Here is a 17,549-nt window from a genome sequence, read left to right as displayed (position 1 = left end):
AACACTTTCTCCGCGCTTCCAGCGTTCCCACAGCTCCGCCCTCTGGGCCAACGTGAAATGAACCCGCGATGTCACCAGCACACACCTCCTCATCCTTCAAAATTAGAAGGTGTTGCGATGACCAGTTGAATCCACCCCGACATTTTTGCCGTTCGAGGACGCGTGTGACCGATCCAATTCCGGACGGTCCAGACCCGCCGATCTTATCGTCATCCACGGGATGATCGTATGAGCCCGAAAGCGGTCACCTACGAAGCGAAGATTCTATCAGCGCGACCTCCACATTGCTGGCCGTGAGGCGTAAGTCGAGCCAGTTCGATGCTGGATGCACTCAAAGACCTGTGATGCTCTACGGCGCGACCAACGGCATGTGCGTGACGGTGCCGGCGCGCGACGCCGCCCTATATCCGGCTGGGTGAAAGCCTTGCGGGGGACTGGAGGGACCGAGGGTGCGCGCGGGCGCGAGGTCCGCGTTGCGGTTACGATCATCGACCAGCGGATACACCGGTTGCTGATGATGCCCGAGCGCGCGATCGAGGGCATGGCGCTACGCCGTCGGCGGGAGGCTCGCGAGCATCGCCCTTCTCCGCAGCTGCATCGTGCGCGACGGCCAGCGCGACTGGGTTGGGATGATCGAATATCGCGTACGTGCGATCGAAATGCCCCCGGCCCGTGAAGCTGCGTCAACCCGGCTTGGTGTTGGTGTCGAAATATTCGCGGTACATTATGCGGATATTTGACTGAAAATCGCCAATTTCCTCGGAAATATACTGTTCGGCTTCCTGGCGCGCGACGCCGTCCTTCACATCGTAGTCGATCGCGACCTTCTTGAGCACGCCCTCCTTGTCGGCGCAGGCGGGTGCCAACGCCTTTTCGAATTCGTCGGGCTTCATCTTTTCGTCGAGGCTCTTGCGCAGGAACTGATCGAGACACTGGAGATAGGCCTTGCGCGGCGGATCGCTCGGGTTCGCAGCTGCCAAGAGCATTGTGACAAGCACTATTGAAATCATGGTGAATTCCAATCTCAGAACTTGACTGGCAGGAGGGTGATACATGCCCGCGGAAAAGGGAAGTGCCTTTTTGTTGAAGGTCGGAAACGTTGCAGTTCCGCCGGTCTATGCGACCGTCGCGGGGCTGCGTGCGACGCAGCTGTCGATCAACGGCGAGGCGGTGGTGATCACGCAGCAGGACTCAGGCGGCCGGCGCAAGCCGCTATCGGGCGCGGGCGTGCGATCGATGTCGAATTCGGGCGCGCATGTATCGAACCCGAAACGCTGGCCGCAGTCGACGTTCCGGCTTCGGTTCTGGGCAGCGAGAACGGGATCATGGCCAGCGGGGTGGGTGACGAGATCGCTGTGACGAAAACGATCCTGCCGAGCGGCATATCAGTCGGAGCGCCCGCGCCGTCGGCTTCCGCGCAGCCCGACAGGGCGGGGGGTACCGCCTCCGCTGGATTCGGCGCAGCCGGCTGGGCTGGCTGGGTGGACTCGATCGCCGCGCCGCTTGGCAAGGAGCGCGAGCTCTACTGCATTGCCCAGCTGCGCGCCGGCAGGTCGTCCGCCTGATCGAGAGTGAAGTCGCCGAATATGCCTATCCTGCGGCGGCTGTGACTGCGGACCGCGCGGGTGTGGACTTTCTGACACTGGTGCTGACCCAGGTGTGTTCGCTGGCGCCATCCAAACCGGAAACCAAAACCGCATCACTCGGCTGATGAGACCCGCACGACCATCCCGACGATCGTTCGTCACGCGCTTCCACTGCTTTGGTCGGGACAGGCATAGAAGGAGCTGATGCACAATGAGCCTCCCTTACTGGCAGATTTTCTGATCAGCCCGGTGGCAGAAGAACTTGGTCGCGAGACGCCGCCGGCGACACCCGCAGCGGGGCAGCTATGGATATTGGGTAGTGCCCCGACGGAGGCGTGGACAGAGCGCGCGGGACAGCTTGCCTGCTGGACCGAGGGTGGCTGGCGCTACCAGAGTCCATGTGAGGGGATGCACGTCTGGCTGGGCGACGGTAGCTGTGGGCAGTTCGCTGGACGGCGGCTTGGTCGGCCAGAATTTCGCGTGTGGCCGGGGTGTGGATCGCAGGTCAGCAAGTCCTCGCCGGGCGGCAGCCGGCCATCGGTGAACCTGCCGGTGGCGGGTGGTTGACGAGCAAGCGCGCGCGGCGTTGAGCGTGGTGCTTCGCGTCTTGCGGGCGCACGAATTAATTTCGGCCTGACAACGGACTGGGCGGAACAATATCGACAAAAAGGGGTTCTCTGAGGCGTGCTCAATGGCAAAGAAGTGCGACATTTTAGCCACATGTAAGGCTATTTGGCGGCTTGCACAGAGACCTGGCATTGGGTAGTGAATAAACCGCTGTCCTGAGTGACAACTGAGAAAGGGGAATACTATGCGGAAGCTTGCCATAGCGATGGCACTCGCCTCCACGGCTATTGCCTCGCCCGCTTTGGCGCGAGATGATGCGTGGTACGTCGGCGTGGAAGGTGGCGCGATGCTTGTCGAGGACATGGATCTCGACATCAACGACGTCAATAACGCCGCCACGGTTGATCACGGCTGGGGTTATGACTTCGATGGTATCATCGGTTATGACTTCGGTGGTTTCCGCGCAGAGGCTGAGATCGGCTACAAGGGCGCCAAGCTGGATGGTATCCAGACCCCGGCGTTCGGCGACAACACCGTCGGTGGCTCGAGCAACGCGCTGAGCTTCATGGTCAACGCGCTGGTCGACTTCGGCGACGATGATGGCCTTCAGGGCTTCATCGGCGGCGGTGCCGGTATCGCGCGTGTCAAGGCGGATAGCTGGGGCCTCAACGCGCCCAGCGATTTCGTCAATGATTCGGACACTGGCTTTGCCTGGCAGGCGCTTGCCGGCGTGCGTGCGCCGCTCACCGACAACATCGATGTCGGCCTGAAGTACCGCTTCTTCAACGCGGGCGGTGTCGATCTCGTTGATGCGGCGGGCAACGACGTGAACACGCGCTTCCGTTCGCACAGCCTTCTCGGCAGCCTGATCTTCAACTTCGGTGGTGAAGAGCCGGCTCCGCCTCCGCCGCCGGCAGTGTGCACGCCTGGGCCGTACATCGTGTTCTTCGACTGGGATAAGTCGAACATCACGCCGGAGGCCGCTTCGATCCTCGACAACGCGGTTACCGCGTACCAGGATTGCGGCAACGCGCAGGTAATGCTGGCGGGTCACGCCGACAAGTCGGGCTCGGCCCAGTACAACGTCGGTCTCTCGCAGCGTCGCAACGACGCGGTTCGGGCGTATCTCGAATCGAAGGGCATCCCTGCGGGCGTCATCTCGACCGAAGCGTTCGGCGAAAGCCGTCCGCGCGTCGAGACCGCCGATGGTGTCCGCGAACTGCAGAACCGTCGCGTGGAAATCACCTACGGGCCCGGCTCGGGCATGTAAGTGGTGGGCGCAGCCTTCGGGTTGCGTATCACGACGAAATAAATGGGAGGTCGGCCATTTGGCCGGCCTCCTTTTTTATTGCCCGGCACGTCACGATGACTGTGCAGATGCGCTTGTTCAGAAGCGCGAGGGCTTTCCGGATGGCATTGGGGAACCAGCCCAGGATGGGCGCGAGCGCTGGTTTGTCACGCGTAGCGCGGCAATATGATGAGGCCTGTTCGGGTGGAAGCGGCCACCGAGATGGCTCCTCCAGGCTCGCGCCGATGGAAACATGGTCTGGCGCCACGGTTGGATCCGCAGCCGTGTTCCGCAAAGCGGCACATTGATCAGGCAAAAAAAATGGCGGCCCGAAGGCCGCCATTTCCTTTTGGCTTTACGCCGTCAGCTCAGGGGCTGGCGGGTTCATCGTCACCGTCGGCGAGGATGACGATGCCAGCGATCACCGCAGCAGCGGCGAGAACCGCGAGGATGACGCCGCCACCGGCAGCTTCGCTCTTGCGGTCGACAGCCGCACCGGTGCGGACCGACTTCGAGGCAGCGGCCGAGACCGACAGCTTCGACGCGGGGCTCGCAACCTGGGCGAGAACGGGAGTGCTCGACACCGCGAGCGCAGCCACCGCCGCCATCGTAATTTTACCGAGACGCATAGTTAGCTCCTTACAACGTTACAGGCTCTTCCAACACTCGGGTTGTGCGATGCCACAGCAGCGCAACCATGACAACCCTAAAACGCGATCGTAATGCCCTTGCTGATCGGCCTTTGGCATTTAAAAGCTAACAAAAAATGACGTCGTGCCGGTTTCGTATCGATCAAATTCGAAGAGTTGCGCGCGGGCGGCAAATGAAGCGCAGAACAAAGTCAGTTGTGGGGCGTTGTTTGCAGGCAGGCACGCGGCAGGAGCGCGCGCTCGTCGTTCACCGCCTCCGCGACGCGGTGCAACCGTTCGCCGTCTGGAGGGGGGTGCATATTCGGCGCAGGGCGACTATAGCGCGCTTCCAAACGGGAACCGATACAGACACGAGATGCTCCATTTGAAACTCGCGCGATGGGCGCGCAAAAGCAAGGCAGTCGCAGACGCGCGCATCCCCCACCAGCAACGCGTCTATGCCATCGGCGATATTCACGGACGGCTCGATCTGCTGGACAAGCTTCTGGCACAGATTGATTCCGATAACGCGGCGCGCGACGATGCACAGACTCTCATCATCTTTCTTGGCGATCTGGTCGATCGCGGCCCCGATTCCGCGGGGGTTGTTGAACGCGCGATGCAATTGCGCGATTCGGGAAGGCCTGTTCGCTATCTGCTGGGCAATCATGAGGAAGTGTTCCTGCGCGCTGCACGCGGCGATGCCAGGTCCATAAAGTTCCTCATCCGCATCGGCGGCAAGTCGACGCTTGCGAGCTATGGCATCACCGAGGCCGAATATAACGAGCTCGAATATGCGGACCTGGCCGATGTTTTGACGCAGCGCGTACCGCCGGCACATCTCGAATTTCTGGAATCGTTCGAAGACATGATCGAGATCGGCGACTATGTGTTTGTCCATGCCGGGATTCGGCCGGGCGTCGCGCTCGACGCGCAAAAGGCCTCGGATCTGCGATGGATCCGCGAGGAATTTCTCGGGCATCAAGGCGCGCACGGCCGCGTCGTCGTGCACGGCCACAGCATCAGCGATGCCATCGAACGACGCTCTAACCGGATTGGCGTGGATACGGGTGCTTACGCAACCGGCCGGTTAAGCGCGGTGGGGCTTGAGGGCGATCAATGCTGGTTCCTCGCCACCAGCTGACGGAGGCGTTCAACTCGCGAGGCGGAGCCCCGTGATGGAGACGACATCGCGGCGCGGCTGATCGGGCCAGATGCCGCGTGTGTCATAAACGATCTTGTCGACCCGTTCGTCGACGGGCACCGACCGGAAGACATCGTGATCGACAAGCACGATGAAGATCGGGCAGCTTTCGATCGCGGTGTCGATATCGACGAGCGCAGCGCCAGTGCCGTTGAAATCGGCCGGGAGCGTGCTGGCGTGGGGTTCCACGATCCGCACCCTTTCACCATAACGCTTCGCAAGCTCCGCCGCGACCTTGACCGCGGGGCTTTCGCGGAAATCATCGATGTTGGCCTTGAAGGCGAGCCCGAGGCACGCCACTGCGACGTCGGGTAGATCGTCGATCATTGCAATTGCGCGCGCGATGACATGATCGGTCTTGGCGTCGTTGACCTCCCGCGCGGTGCGGATGAGCGGGGTGTTCTCGGGATCGCCATGCACGATGAACCAGGGGTCGACCGCGATGCAGTGTCCGCCGACACCCGGGCCCGGCTGAAGGATATTGACGCGCGGATGGCGGTTGGCGAGGCGAATGACCTCCCACACGTCGAGCTCCATCGTGTCGGCAACCCTGGATAGCTCGTTCGCAAAGGCGATATTGACGTCGCGATAGGCGTTTTCGGTGAGCTTGACCATTTCGGCAGCCCGCGCGCTTGTCGTCACGCACTGGCCCCGGACGAAGCGGCGGTAGAAAGTCAGCGCCTTGCGGGCGCAGCGCGGAGTAATGCCCCCGATGCAGCGGTCATTGTCGATCAGTTCGACCAGGATGCGGCCCGGAAGAACGCGCTCGGGGCAATAGGCGATCGCGATATCCGCCGCCTCGCCGGTTCTGCCAGGAATGCGGAGGTCGGGGCGGAGTTGGGCGAGGAGGTCGCGGACCTTTTCGGTCGTGCCGACAGGCGAGGTGGACTCGAGGATGACGGTGTCACCGGCCTTCAGCACCGTCGAGATGCTGGTTGCAGCGCTCAGCACATAGGCGATGTTGGGGGCGTGATCGGCCTCGAACGGCGTGGGCACCGCTATGACGAAGATATCGGCTGGCTCGATCTGGGTCGAGGCACGCAACAGCCCGCGCGCCACAACACCCTGCACAAGTCCGTCGAGATCGACCTCCTCGATATGAATGCGGCCCGAAGCGACGGTTTCCACGACATCCGCATTGACGTCGATACCTAGCACGTGACAGCCCGAACGTGCGATCACCGCGGCCGTGGGCAGACCGATATATCCAAGACCGAGAACTGCGACTTTAGGGGTTTGCTCCGAGAGCATCAGCGACGATCCTAGCTATGCGCCGGCTGCTCTTCCCGTCACCGAATGGATTGTGGGCGCGCGCCATGGCTGACCAGGCGGCATCATCGTCGAGTAGCGTAAATATTTCGGAAACGATGCGATCTTCGTCGGTGCCGATGAGCCTGGCGGTGCCCGCAGCGACACCTTCGGGTCGTTCGGTGGTCTCGCGCATGACGAGTACCGGCTTTCCGAGCGCAGGCGCCTCTTCCTGAACGCCGCCACTGTCGGTGAGAACGATGTGGCACATGCCCAGTAGCCGCACGAAATGCGGATAGTCGAGCGGATCGATCAGCGCGACATTGGGGCGATCGGCGACCAGGCCGTGCATTGCCGCGCGGACATTGGGATTGGGGTGGACGGGAAAGACGATCGCGACGTCGTCGCGCTCCGCGATGCGGCAAATGGCGCGCGCGATATTTTCCATGCCACCGCCGAAATTTTCGCGCCGGTGGCTGGTTATGAGCACCACGCGCTTGCCAGCAAAACGCCCCGCAATGTCGTTCAGCCCCTCTGCGAAGCGTGGTTCGACCTCGATCCGCGCGAGGGTTGCGAGCAGCGCATCGATCACGGTGTTGCCGGTGACGTGAACGCTGTCTGGCGCGACATTTTCCTTGAGCAGCGCGGCGGCGGCGGTAGGGGTCGGCGCGAAATGCTGATCCGCGATGCTGCCGACGATCTTGCGGTTCACCTCTTCGGGCCAAGGTTGATAGATGTCGTGGCTCCTGAGCCCCGCCTCGACATGGCTGACCGGGATCTTGCGGTAATAGGCCGCGAGCGCGCCGATCATCGCGGTGGCTGTGTCGCCCTGGACGATGACGCGCGCGGGACATTCGCGATCATAGACCTCGCCAAGCCCCGTCAGCAGCCGCGCGGTCAGCGCATCGAGCGACTGGCCGGGCTGCATCAGGTCCAAATCTATGTCGGGCGCGATGCCGCTGATTTCGAGCACCTGATCGAGCAATCCGCGATGCTGCGCGGTGACGCAGACACGCGTCTCGATCCCGGGCTCGCCGCGCAGCGCCTGGATTATCGGGAATAGCTTGATCGCCTCCGGGCGCGTGCCGAAGACGACGATCACTTTGCTGTTCACGCTGGCACTCATGGCTGCGCCCTAGCGCCACGGCCTTAAGAAGCGTCTAACGCGCGTGATATTCCCGGAACCATTCGACGAAGCGCGGGATGCCCACATCGATCGGCGTGGTCGGTGCGTAGCCGAGGTCGCGCTCGATCGCGCTGATATCGGCATAGGTATCGCGCACATCGCCGGGCTGCATCGGCATCATCTCGGTGACCGCCTTTCTGCTGCACGCGTCCTCCACCACCGAGATGAAGCGCAGCAGCTCTTCCGATCGATGATTGCCGATATTGTAGAGCCGGTGGGGCGCGCGGCTGCCGCCGGCCTTTTCCTGTCCGTCGTCAGGCGGCGGATTGTCCAGGCAGGCGACGATACCCGCGACGATATCGTCGATATAGGTGAAGTCGCGGCGCATATCGCCGTGATTGAAGACCTGGATGGGCTCGCCCGCCAGTATCTTGCGCGTGAAAATCCATGGCGCCATGTCGGGGCGACCCCAGGGACCATAGACGGTGAAGAAGCGCAGCCCCGTCATCGGAATGCGGTAGAGATGCGCATAGGTCTCGCTCATCAGCTCGTCGGACTTCTTGGTCGCGGCGTAGAGCGAGACCGGGTGGTCGACACGGTCCTCGACGCGGAAGGGGAGCGTTTCGTTGTTACCATAGACTGACGAGGACGAGGCATAGACGAGATGGCTCGATCCGCGGTGGCGCGCGAGTTCCATCAGGTTGAGATGGCCGACAAGGTTGGACTGGATATAGGCGCGCGGATTCTGGAGCGAGTAACGCACGCCGGGCTGGGCGCCGAGATGGATGATCCGGTCGAACTCTGCCCCGTCCAGCGCGCCTTCCAAGGCCTCGTGGTCGGCGAAATCGACACGCTTGAAGGTGAAGCGGCCGCTGTTGAGCCGTTCGAGCGCGGCGATGCGATCGTGCTTCAACGCCTGATCATAATAGTCGTTGATATTGTCGATGCCGATCACCGCGCCGCCGCGCGCGAGCAGCGACCGGGTGACATGATAACCGATGAAGCCGGCGGCGCCGGTCACGAGCGTCGTCGTCATTTCGTGCTTTCTCCCTCCCTCCGCCCCCCTTGCCCGATTTTCATCAAGGCGTTTCGGATGTTAGGGAGGGAACTCTGACTGTTTCCGGCGCTTTCTGACCGAACAGGCCGGGTAATGCAATGAAGGAGCGCGCGATGCTGAGACATGATGTGAAGCAATTGGGTTTGGCCGTGGCGATTCTGGCAACGGGCCTGTCGGGATGTGCTGCCAATGACGCGGCGACGGAGACGTCCGCAGCCGCAGCCTCATCGTCTGCGCGCGCGACACTGCAAGGGGCCGATGGCAGCGCCAGGGGCAGCGCGATCATCGAGGATGTCGGCCACGCGCTGAAGCTGACGGTGACGGGCACCGGGCTGCCGCAGGGGGCGCATGGGGCGCACATCCATATGGTCGGCCGCTGCGATGCGCCCGACTTTGCGAGCGCGGGCGCGCACTGGAACCCTGCGGGCAAGCAGCACGGCAAGGACAATCCGCAGGGCGCGCACGCGGGCGACCTGCCCAACCTGCTGATCGGCACCGACGGACAGGGATCGTTCACCATCGACCTGCACGGCGCGAAGATGACGGGGCCGGGCGGACTGCTCGACGACGACGGCGCGGCGCTCATCATCCATGCCAATCCCGACGACTTCAGGACCGATCCCACGGGCAACAGCGGGGGGCGGATCGCCTGCGGGGTCTTTACCGCAGGCTGAATTTCCGCGGCTAGATGATCTCCCCGGCCGCGCGTGCGCGATCGACGACGCTTGCCTCGAGCATCGGGAGCCTGCGGCTGGCAAGTGCGAACAGCGTCAGCGTCACCGGCAGGATGAACAATACCGAGAGCATTGCGAAGCGCAGGTCGCCGGTCACGTCGCTGACGAGCCCGACGACATAGGGACCGAGTCCGAGACCGATGATGTTGGTGCCCAGAAAGAACACCGCGGTCGCGGCGCCGCGCATGCGCGGCAGGACGAGATCCTGAGACGTCGCTGCCACGGGGCCCAGCCACATGATCTGCAGGAAGTTGACGAGGCCGAGCAGCACGTAGAACAGCGTCAGGCTTGCTGTATTTAGCTGCACCCAGAGCAGCATGCCTGCCGCGGTCGCCGCGCCGATGACAACGTAGAGCCGACCCGCAGGGTGCAGCCTGCGCGCCCGGTCGGAGAGCATACCGCCGGCAACGGTGCCAAGCCCGCCCGCAATCGCGAGAATCCAGCCGAGCGTGTAGCCCGCCTCGGGCCCGACCCCGAAGGTCTTGACCGCATAGAGATAGAGGAAGGGTGAGAGGCCGTAACTGGCGAAGGACATCAGCCCGCCGCCGACAGAGAGCATCGCAAAGGTGCCGTTACCGATCAGGCTGGCCGTCGGACGGTCGCGCAGCCGGATCGACTGGATCCAGCTGAAGCTGCAATAGGCGCCGATCGCAATCGCGGTCCACTGCACGACATTGGTGGTGATCGTGAACCCGCCAAGCATTGCAATCGCGGGTCGTTTCGGGGCGGGCAGAAGCCCGTCAGTCCAGGCGATGATCGCCGCGGCGCCGGCGATCACTGCGACGAGCATCACGGCATTGCGGAGCAACGGTGCCCGTGTCGTTGCAGCCCGTGCCAGAGAGACGAGCGAGAAGGGCGGAAACATCGCGCCGAGTTCGCGGGCAACGGCGCGGAAAGGGTGCGGATCGACGGGGCTGGCAAGGCCGTCGATCGCGCCGCGGACGGGTTCGCGCACGGTCAGGCGCATCAGCAGTGCGAGCAGCAGTCCGGGGATGCCGAAGGCGAGGAAGGTCGCCTGCCAGCCCGCGAGACCAAAGGGCTGCGTCGCGGGCGTGAAATGCGTGTCCCAATAGGCGATTACTGCGCCGCCGAAGATCAGCGACGCGCCTACGCCGATGTAGATGCCGCTCGAATAGAAGGCGAGCGCGGTGGCGCGCCTCTCCCTGGGGAAATAGTCCTGGAGCAGCGAATAGGCGGCGGGTGAGGCGCTTGCTTCGCCGATCCCGACGCCGACGCGCGCCGCACCGAGCTGCGCGAAGTTCGTGGTGAAACCGCTGAGCGCGGTCATGCCCGACCAGAAGCTGAGGCCCAGCGAGATCGTCTTCACCCGGTGCCATCCGTCGGCGAGCTTGGCGAGGGGGATGCCGAAAAGCGCGTAGAACAGCGCGAAAGCAGTGCCGAACAGCAACCCCAGCTGCGCGTCCTGCAATCCCAGATCGTCCTTCAGCGATGGCGCAAGGATGGTGATGATCTGGCGGTCGAGGAAATTGAAGGCGTAGATGACCATCAGCAGGCCGAGCACATAATATCGATACAGCCTGCCACCCATCCGCCCGCTCTCCTTTATGTTATCCGGCGGGGAGCTTACAGGGGCGGACGAATTGTCCAAGGAGTTTCGCATGGTATCGGTGCTGTTCGTGTGTCTTGGCAACATCTGCCGCTCGCCATTGGCCGAGGCGGCGTTTCGCGCCGAAGCCGAGCGACTGGGGCTCGATGTCGAAGTCGATTCGGCGGGCACTGGCGACTGGCATCTGGGGCACGCACCCGATCGCCGGGCGCAGGCGGTGGCGCTGCGCAACGGGATCGACATTTCGGGCTATCGCGCACGGCCGATCGAGCAGGCCGATTTCATGCGCTTCGATCACATCGTTGCGCTTGACGAGAGCAATCTCGCCAATCTGCGCGCGATGCAGCCGGCCAAGGCCACCGCGGCGATCAGCCTGCTGCTCGATCATGTCGCCGGGCGCGAGGGCGAAGCGGTGAGCGATCCCTATTATGGAGACGACGCGGGCTTCGACGTGACCTGGGCCGATGTCGTTACCGGCGCGCGTTGCCTTGCCGCACGGCTCAGGGCGTGAGCGCGTACCGCTCCACAACGTCGTAGCGGGCGCCCTCGCTGCCCAGCGTCGATTCGAACAGCATGAAATGCGCAACGGGAAAAGGGGCGCTCGACAGGCCGCCATGGCTTTCGGCGAAGCCATCGATGCGGCCGGTGTCGCGGCTGAAGCGCGCCAGTGTGATATGCGGCAGATAGGCGCGCGTCTCGGGCACGAGACCGATCCGTGCAAGCGCCTGATCGATCTTGTTGTGCAGTAGCGTCAACTGATCGTGCGGCGCGACGCCCGCCCAGAGCGTGTCGGTCCGGCCCCTGCGATCGAAGGTTCCGATGCCCGCGAGCGCGATCTCGAAGGGCGGGTGCCGCACCTGGCCCAGCGCCGCCGCGACGTCGGCGGCGATGTGACGATCGACCTCTCCGATGAAGCGGACCGTAAGGTGAAGCTGGTCGTCGTCCTGCCACCTGGCCCGCGGAACGCCGCCCATCAGGCCGAGAAGACGGTGTCGGATCGCGGCCGGCGGCCGTATGGCGACGAAAAGGCGGTGCATGGAAATAATTTGTAACAGAAGATCAGTGGTTAATCGTGTCCGGTTTTCCTTGAATCTGCACCTGTTTCAACCGATATTGGCACCACCCGGCCCATTGGCCGGCCAAAGGAGACGATTTCAAATGGCAAACTGGTCTGACCCCCGGACGACAGCCGCGCGGTTCCCGGCGCAAGCCGGCGCACGCGATGCCGCATTCGATGCGGGGCTGCGGTCCTACATGCTTTCGGTTTACAACTATATGGCATCGGGCGTGCTGCTGACGGGCATCGTGGCGCTGCTCTTTGCCAGCTCGGGGATGGCCGCCGCGGTGTTTGCAACGCCGTTGCGCTGGCTGATCATCCTTTCGCCGCTGGCGTTCGTCATGGTGATGAGCTTCGGCCTCAACCGTCTGTCGACTTTCGCGCTGCAGGCCTGTTTCTGGGCGTTCGCGACGGTGATGGGCCTGTCGATGTCGACGATCTTCCTCGTCTATACAGGGCCCTCGATCGCACAGACCTTTTTCGCCACCGCGGCGGCCTTCGCAGGACTGAGCCTGTGGGGCTACACGACCAAGAAGGACCTGTCGGGCTTCGGCACCTTCCTGATCATGGGCCTGGTCGGCCTGATCGTGGCGTCGGTCATCAACATCTTCCTCCAGTCGGGGACGATGGCGCTGGTGATCAGCTTCCTGGGCGTGCTGCTCTTTGCGGGCCTGACCGCTTATGACACGCAGCGCATCAAGTCGATGTACGCCTATGTCGCGGGCACTGACATGCTCGGCAAGACCGTGATCATGGGCGCGCTTTCGCTCTATCTCGACTTCATCAACATGTTCCAGTTCCTGCTCAGCTTCCTGGGCAGCCGCGAATAGTTTCGACGGAATTTCCGAACCGAGGCCGACCCGGCAGCCGAGGCTGCCGGGTCTTTTTTTGTCAGACGGCAGGTTGTGGCTGCGCCGGTTGCTGCGGCATCGCGGCGTCGTCGAGCTGGCTCGCGCGAACATGCGCTGCACGCCCGGCGAGCCCGGCGGCATAGGCTTCGAAGGCAGGGCGCTTTGGCAGCGTGCCGAACTGCGTACCCCACATGACGTGCGATCCGATATAGACATCGGCGGCGCTGAACCGGTCACCGGCGATATAGTGCTTGCCCGTGACTGCGCGCTCGAGCGCGTTCACCGCGTCGTCGTAACAGCCATAGCCGGCCATCATCTTCTTGTCGTCGGGAACGTCTACGCCGAGCGTGCGATCCATGATCGCGGCCTCGAGCGGGCCCGCAGTGAAGAACAGCCAGCGATAATAGTCGCCGCGATCGGCGGGCGGAGGGGCGAGCCCAGCCTCAGGAAAGGCGTCGGCCAGGTAGGCGCAGATCGCCGCGCATTCGGTGACGACGGTGTCGCCATGATGGATCGCGGGCACCTTGCCCATCGGATTGATCGCAAGATACTCTGCCCCTTTCATCGTCGTGCCATAATCGAGCAGCTCGGTGCGGTAGGGGGCGCCCACCTCTTCGAGCATCCAGCGGGCGACGCGGCCGCGCGACATCGGATTGGTATAGAAAACGAGTTCCTTTGACATGGCCAATCTCCTTGCGAATCAAGCGTGGAACATAGCGGGAACAGAGTGCTGCGTCACGCGGCCAGATTGCGCTTGAAGAAGGCCAGTGTGCGGTCCCATGCGAGATCGGCCGCATCCTTGTTGTAACGCGCGCTCGAGGTATCATTGTTGAATGCATGCTCGACGCCGGGATAGGTGAAGCTCTCGACGGGCTTGCCCGCCTTTTTGAGCGCAGCAACCCAGGGCTCGCCGGTGCCGTTCACGCGCGCGTCATTCCCCGCATAGTGCAGCAGCAACGGCGTCGCGACCCGCGCGGCTTCTGCGGGTGCGGGTGCAGGACCGTAATAGGCGACCGCGGCATCGAGCTCCTTGCCCGCAGCAAGCGCAAGCTGATTGGTCAATGCGCCGCCCCAGCAAAAGCCGACGGCGCCGACTTTCCCGCTGGTGTTTTCCAGCGTCTTCAGCCTTGCGATCGTCGCCACGCCCTGTGCGATGACCTTTTTGAGATCGGCGCTGCCGATCATCGAGCGCGCCTTGTCCTCGTCGGCCGGTGTGCCGCCCCATGTGGACAGGAAATCAGGCGCTACCACGAAATAGCCCGCCAGCGCGAAGCGGCGCGCGACGTCCTCGATATGCGCGTTGAGGCCGCGATTTTCGTGGATGACCATGACCGCGGGCAGCTTGCCCTTGGCCGTCGCAGGTTTAGCGAAATAGCCGGTCATGCTTTCGCCCGGGCCGAGGTCATAGGGGCCCTTGCGGACGATCAGCCTTTTGTCGTCCGCGGGCACGATCGTCGCGGCGGCGGGGTCGGCGGCGATCGCGAGCAGCAATGCGTTGGCGGCCGCGGCGCTGCCGGCGAGCCGCGTAAGATCGGCCATGAAGGCGCGTCGATCGAGCCCTTCATGCGTATAGCGGTCATAGAGCGCGATAGCCTGCGCGCGAAGAGCCTTGTCGATCATGCATCTTCCCTCCATGCGCCGATGCTGCGCCGCGCCGCGTTCAGATCAACTCGGCGGTCCGGATCAGCTTCAGCAGTTCCTGTGCGCACGCTTCGGATGAAGCCGGATTCTGCCCCGTGAGGAGCAGGCCGTCTATCTCGATATGCGGCGCGAAATCGGACGCCTTGCCGAAGATTCCGCCGCGCTCCCTGAGCTTGTCCTCAAGCAGGAAGGGAACGACATCTTCGAGACCCACCGCAACTTCCTCGGTGTTGGTGAAGCCCGTCACGCGCTTGCCCTTGATCAGCCACTCGCCGCTTTCATCACGCACATTCACGAGTGCGACGGGCGCGTGGCACACGAGACCCACGGGCTTGCCCGCCTTCCAGAACGCCTCGATCAGCGCGATGGAGTCGGGATTGTCGGGCAGATCCCACATCGGCCCATGCCCACCCGGATAGAAGACCGTGTCAAAATCCTTGGCGTCGACATCCGCAAGCTTCAAAGTGGTCGCCAGTTGGGCCCTCGCGTCCTCATCGCGATCGAACCGGTGTGTCCATTCGGTCTGGTTGTCAGGTTCGTAGCTCTTGGGGTCGATCGGTGGCTGCCCGCCGGCGGGTGAGGCGAGCGTGATGTCCGCACCCGCATCCTTCAGGACATAATAGGGCGCGGCGAATTCCTCGATCCAGAAGCCGGTCTTCTTGCCAGTGTCGCCGAGCCGGTCGTGCGAGGTGAGCACAATGAGAATTTTCATGGCGGGACCCCTATCCGGGCGTGCAGCGCGATGGCACGCAGCACGCGCCGAAAACGCGCGGCAAACTGACCGGTTCCGGCTTCAGGGTGCAGGCGCGGCAATCGGGGCTCCGGCGGTTTTTGAGCGATATTTCGCGAACCAGTCGAGGATCGCAGACGCCTTGGCGGCGGACTGCGAAGGCCGTGCAGCGATGCTGCCATGGCTCGCGCCCGGCACCTTGACCAGTGCTGTGGGCACGCCGCGAAGCTGGAGCGCCGAATAATATTGTTCTGCCTCACTCACCGGTGTCCGGTAATCCTCGCTGCCGACCACAACCAGCGTCGGCGTGGTGACGTTGCCGACCAAGGACAGCGGTGAGCGGTTCCAATAGGCCATCGGGTCCTCCCAGGGCAGCTTGCCGAACCAGTATCTGGCAAAGAACGGCGTCATGTCCGCGGTGAGCGCGAAGCTGGTCCAGTCGATCACGGGCTTCTGCGTCGCTGCCGCCTTGAAGCGGTTGGTCTTGCCCACGATCCACGCGGTCAGAACGCCGCCGCCCGAGCCGCCGGTGACGAACAGATTGTCGGGATCGGCCAGCCCTTCGCCGATGGCTGCGTCGACCGCCGCCATCAGGTCGCCATAGTCGTCGCCGGGATATTTGTGATGGATCAGGTTGGCGAATTCCTCGCCATAGGAGGTTGATCCGCGTGGATTGGTGTAGAGCACGACATAGCCCGCAGCCGCATAGAGCTGTGCGTCGGTCGAGAAGGCAGGGCCATAAGCGGCGAAGGGGCCGCCATGAATCTCGAGGATCAGTGGATAGCGCTTGCCCGGCGCATAGTCTGGCGGCGTCACGATCCAGGAGGGCACGGTGCGGCCGTCGGGTGCCTTGACCGCCAACTCGCGCACCTGGCCCAGTGCCTTGGCGCCGAGCAGTTCCTCGTTGAGCCGGGTCAGTCTGCGGCTTTTGCCTCCGTTCGAGACCGAGATGTCTGCGGGGCGAAGCGCCGAACCGCTGGTGAACGCGATCGTGCCGCCACGCGCGACGCTGAAGTCGCCGCCGCTATAGGGGCGATCGAGTTCGCTGCCGGCAAGACCGGTCGCCAAAGTGGTCAGCTTGCCGTCGAGCGCGACACGCGCGACGCGATTGATACCGTGATCGTCATACAGGACGTAGATGGCACGTCCGTCGGGCGCCCAGAGGGCCTTGTCGATGCTGCGATCGAGCGAGCGGGTCAGCGAGCGCGATCCACTGCCGTCGCGGTTCATCACGTAGAGTTCGGCGTTCTGGTAGCCGAGCAGCTTGTCGTCATAGCCGATATAGGCGATCTGGCGGCCGTCGGGCGACACCTGCGGCGCACCGTCGGGGCCATAGCGGCTGGTGAGCGCGGTCATCGCGCCGCTCTCGGCGTCGAGCGCGTGGACCTCCGAATTGGCGGGCTCGCGCTCCCAGTCCTTGCCGCGATTGGCGCTGAACAGGATCTGGCGGCCGTCGGGCGTCCACGATAGCGGACCGCCATCGTGAAAGGCGCCGAAGGTCAGCTGGCGAGGAGCCCCGCCATCGGCCGAGACGACGAAGATATGGTCGAAGCCCGGCTTCACATAGCCGCCGCCGTCGTTGCGATAGACGACCTTGTCGATCACCTCGAGCGGAGGCGCCCAGTTGGCGCCGTCGGGCTTTGCGGGCGCCTTGCCCAGCGTCATGCCGTCGTCGGGCACGTTCATCACATAGGCGATGCGCGCGCCGTCCGGCGACCAACTGATGCTGCTCGGGCTGTCGGGCAGGCCGGTGATGCGCGCGGTGGCGCCGCTGTCCATCCAGCGGACGAAGAGCTGGGGCGCACCGCCATCGGCGGTCGAGACATAGGCGATACGTTTGCCGTCGGGCGACCAGCGCGGTTGGCTGTGTGCGCCCGGGCCGGTCACGAGCGGGGTCTGCGCACCGGTGCGCGCGTCGACCAGCCAGATCGTCGAACGCGCCCGGTCGGTCATGATATCGTTGGAGCGCCGAACATAGGCGATCACCGCGCCGTCGGGCCGGATCTGCGGATCGGCCGCGGCTTCAAGCCCGAACAGGTCCTTGCCCTCAAGGTAACGCGCAGGGCTTGTGGCGGGGGCAGCCGCGGCGGGCAGCGGAGCGGCAGCGAGCAGAAGCGTCTGTAACAGCATGTGGCGCGGCATTCGGGCACTCCGGAAGGTGAGCGATGCCCCACAATGCGAGTTTCGTTCACAAGTTCAAGAGCCTGGCAGGCGGCTTGTCACGCGGACGCGGCTGCGTGATAGTCGGTTTTAAAGTTGGACCC

Annotated in this window: 18 protein-coding genes and 1 pseudogene; 8 read left to right on the top strand and 11 right to left on the bottom strand. The window is 63.6% G+C overall.

Annotation, left to right across the window (positions count from 1 at the left end; genetic code table 11):
- Window positions 1–683 precede the first annotated feature (683 nt).
- Window positions 684–986 carry a hypothetical protein gene (locus AC3WJD_RS05515; protein ID WP_492745264.1) on the bottom strand — a complete coding sequence of 101 codons (303 nt, stop codon included), beginning with the start codon at window positions 984–986 and terminating at the stop codon, window positions 684–686.
- A gap of 67 nt (window positions 987–1,053) precedes the next feature.
- Between AC3WJD_RS05515 and AC3WJD_RS05510 the strand changes: the two are divergent.
- The 4 genes and pseudogenes from AC3WJD_RS05510 to AC3WJD_RS05495 form a co-directional block, all read left to right on the top strand.
- A pseudogene (locus AC3WJD_RS05510) lies at window positions 1,054–1,260 on the top strand (phage tail tube protein); the annotation flags it as partial.
- Between the two features lie 95 nt (window positions 1,261–1,355).
- Window positions 1,356–1,565 (top strand): hypothetical protein, encoded by a 210-nt coding sequence (locus tag AC3WJD_RS05505; protein WP_492745262.1) that lies wholly within the window; start codon window positions 1,356–1,358, stop codon window positions 1,563–1,565.
- A gap of 225 nt (window positions 1,566–1,790) precedes the next feature.
- Window positions 1,791–2,153 carry a DUF2793 domain-containing protein gene (locus AC3WJD_RS05500; protein ID WP_492745260.1) on the top strand — a complete coding sequence of 121 codons (363 nt, stop codon included), beginning with the start codon at window positions 1,791–1,793 and terminating at the stop codon, window positions 2,151–2,153.
- A gap of 244 nt (window positions 2,154–2,397) precedes the next feature.
- Window positions 2,398–3,423, top strand: coding sequence for an OmpA family protein (locus AC3WJD_RS05495; RefSeq protein WP_492745258.1), 1,026 nt, complete (start codon window positions 2,398–2,400; stop codon window positions 3,421–3,423).
- A gap of 386 nt (window positions 3,424–3,809) precedes the next feature.
- On the opposite strand, the gene AC3WJD_RS05490 is transcribed toward AC3WJD_RS05495, so the two are convergent.
- The gene (locus AC3WJD_RS05490; protein WP_492745256.1) at window positions 3,810–4,070 is read right to left on the bottom strand and encodes a hypothetical protein; all 261 of its coding nucleotides are present in this window, start codon (window positions 4,068–4,070) and stop codon (window positions 3,810–3,812) included.
- Between the two features lie 145 nt (window positions 4,071–4,215).
- On the opposite strand from AC3WJD_RS05490, the gene AC3WJD_RS05485 reads away from it, so the two are divergent.
- A complete protein-coding gene (locus tag AC3WJD_RS05485; RefSeq protein WP_492745254.1) occupies window positions 4,216–5,214 on the top strand; it encodes a metallophosphoesterase family protein in 999 nt (332 codons plus the stop codon).
- Window positions 5,215–5,223: 9 nt separating this feature from the next.
- Here AC3WJD_RS05485 and wecC read toward each other — a convergent pair whose 3' ends face one another.
- Genes wecC through AC3WJD_RS05470 form a run of 3 tightly spaced genes read right to left on the bottom strand, consistent with a single transcriptional unit; the run spans window position 5,224 to window position 8,684 of the window.
- Window positions 5,224–6,525, bottom strand: coding sequence for a UDP-N-acetyl-D-mannosamine dehydrogenase (gene wecC, locus AC3WJD_RS05480; RefSeq protein WP_492745252.1), 1,302 nt, complete (start codon window positions 6,523–6,525; stop codon window positions 5,224–5,226).
- Window positions 6,503–7,648, bottom strand: a complete 1,146-nt coding sequence (gene wecB / locus AC3WJD_RS05475; protein ID WP_492745251.1) for a non-hydrolyzing UDP-N-acetylglucosamine 2-epimerase — start codon at window positions 7,646–7,648, stop codon at window positions 6,503–6,505. The genes wecC and wecB overlap by 23 nt, the downstream gene beginning before the upstream one ends.
- 34 nt (window positions 7,649–7,682) lie before the next feature.
- Complete coding sequence (locus AC3WJD_RS05470; protein ID WP_492745249.1) at window positions 7,683–8,684, bottom strand: GDP-mannose 4,6-dehydratase; 1,002 nt, start codon at window positions 8,682–8,684, stop codon at window positions 7,683–7,685.
- 134 nt (window positions 8,685–8,818) lie between these two features.
- On the opposite strand from AC3WJD_RS05470, the gene AC3WJD_RS05465 reads away from it, so the two are divergent.
- Window positions 8,819–9,379 carry a superoxide dismutase family protein gene (locus tag AC3WJD_RS05465; protein WP_492745248.1) on the top strand — a complete coding sequence of 187 codons (561 nt, stop codon included), beginning with the start codon at window positions 8,819–8,821 and terminating at the stop codon, window positions 9,377–9,379.
- A 10-nt stretch (window positions 9,380–9,389) separates the two neighbouring features.
- Here AC3WJD_RS05465 and AC3WJD_RS05460 read toward each other — a convergent pair whose 3' ends face one another.
- Window positions 9,390–10,988, bottom strand: a complete 1,599-nt coding sequence (locus tag AC3WJD_RS05460; protein WP_492745246.1) for a spinster family MFS transporter — start codon at window positions 10,986–10,988, stop codon at window positions 9,390–9,392.
- A gap of 70 nt (window positions 10,989–11,058) precedes the next feature.
- Here AC3WJD_RS05460 and AC3WJD_RS05455 point away from each other — a divergent pair, with 70 nt between their 5' ends.
- Window positions 11,059–11,517 (top strand): low molecular weight protein-tyrosine-phosphatase, encoded by a 459-nt coding sequence (locus AC3WJD_RS05455; RefSeq protein ID WP_492745244.1) that lies wholly within the window; start codon window positions 11,059–11,061, stop codon window positions 11,515–11,517.
- Here the strand turns inward: AC3WJD_RS05455 and thpR are convergent.
- Window positions 11,507–12,043, bottom strand: coding sequence for an RNA 2',3'-cyclic phosphodiesterase (gene thpR, locus AC3WJD_RS05450; RefSeq protein WP_492745241.1), 537 nt, complete (start codon window positions 12,041–12,043; stop codon window positions 11,507–11,509). The two genes, AC3WJD_RS05455 and thpR, sit on opposite strands and share 11 nt — an antisense overlap.
- A 121-nt stretch (window positions 12,044–12,164) precedes the next feature.
- Between thpR and AC3WJD_RS05445 the strand changes: the two genes are divergently transcribed.
- Window positions 12,165–12,893 (top strand): Bax inhibitor-1/YccA family protein, encoded by a 729-nt coding sequence (locus AC3WJD_RS05445; protein WP_492745240.1) that lies wholly within the window; start codon window positions 12,165–12,167, stop codon window positions 12,891–12,893.
- A gap of 61 nt (window positions 12,894–12,954) precedes the next feature.
- On the opposite strand, the gene AC3WJD_RS05440 is transcribed toward AC3WJD_RS05445, so the two are convergent.
- The 4 genes from AC3WJD_RS05440 to AC3WJD_RS05425 form a co-directional block, all read right to left on the bottom strand.
- Window positions 12,955–13,596: a glutathione S-transferase family protein gene (locus AC3WJD_RS05440; RefSeq protein WP_492745238.1), complete on the bottom strand. Its 642-nt coding sequence runs from the start codon at window positions 13,594–13,596 to the stop codon at window positions 12,955–12,957.
- Window positions 13,597–13,649: 53 nt separating this feature from the next.
- Window positions 13,650–14,534: a dienelactone hydrolase family protein gene (locus tag AC3WJD_RS05435; protein WP_492745237.1), complete on the bottom strand. Its 885-nt coding sequence runs from the start codon at window positions 14,532–14,534 to the stop codon at window positions 13,650–13,652.
- A 40-nt stretch (window positions 14,535–14,574) separates the two neighbouring features.
- Window positions 14,575–15,267, bottom strand: a complete 693-nt coding sequence (locus AC3WJD_RS05430; RefSeq protein WP_492745235.1) for a type 1 glutamine amidotransferase domain-containing protein — start codon at window positions 15,265–15,267, stop codon at window positions 14,575–14,577.
- Window positions 15,268–15,348: 81 nt separating this feature from the next.
- Window positions 15,349–17,415: a S9 family peptidase gene (locus AC3WJD_RS05425; protein ID WP_492745234.1), complete on the bottom strand. Its 2,067-nt coding sequence runs from the start codon at window positions 17,413–17,415 to the stop codon at window positions 15,349–15,351.
- Window positions 17,416–17,549: the final 134 nt, after the last annotated feature.

The sequence above is a fragment of the Sphingobium sp. FW306-1B-F04DB genome (genome assembly GCF_058781925.1).
Note: the sequence above shows the minus strand (reverse complement) of the source record. Positions and strands in the feature narration are given on the sequence as shown.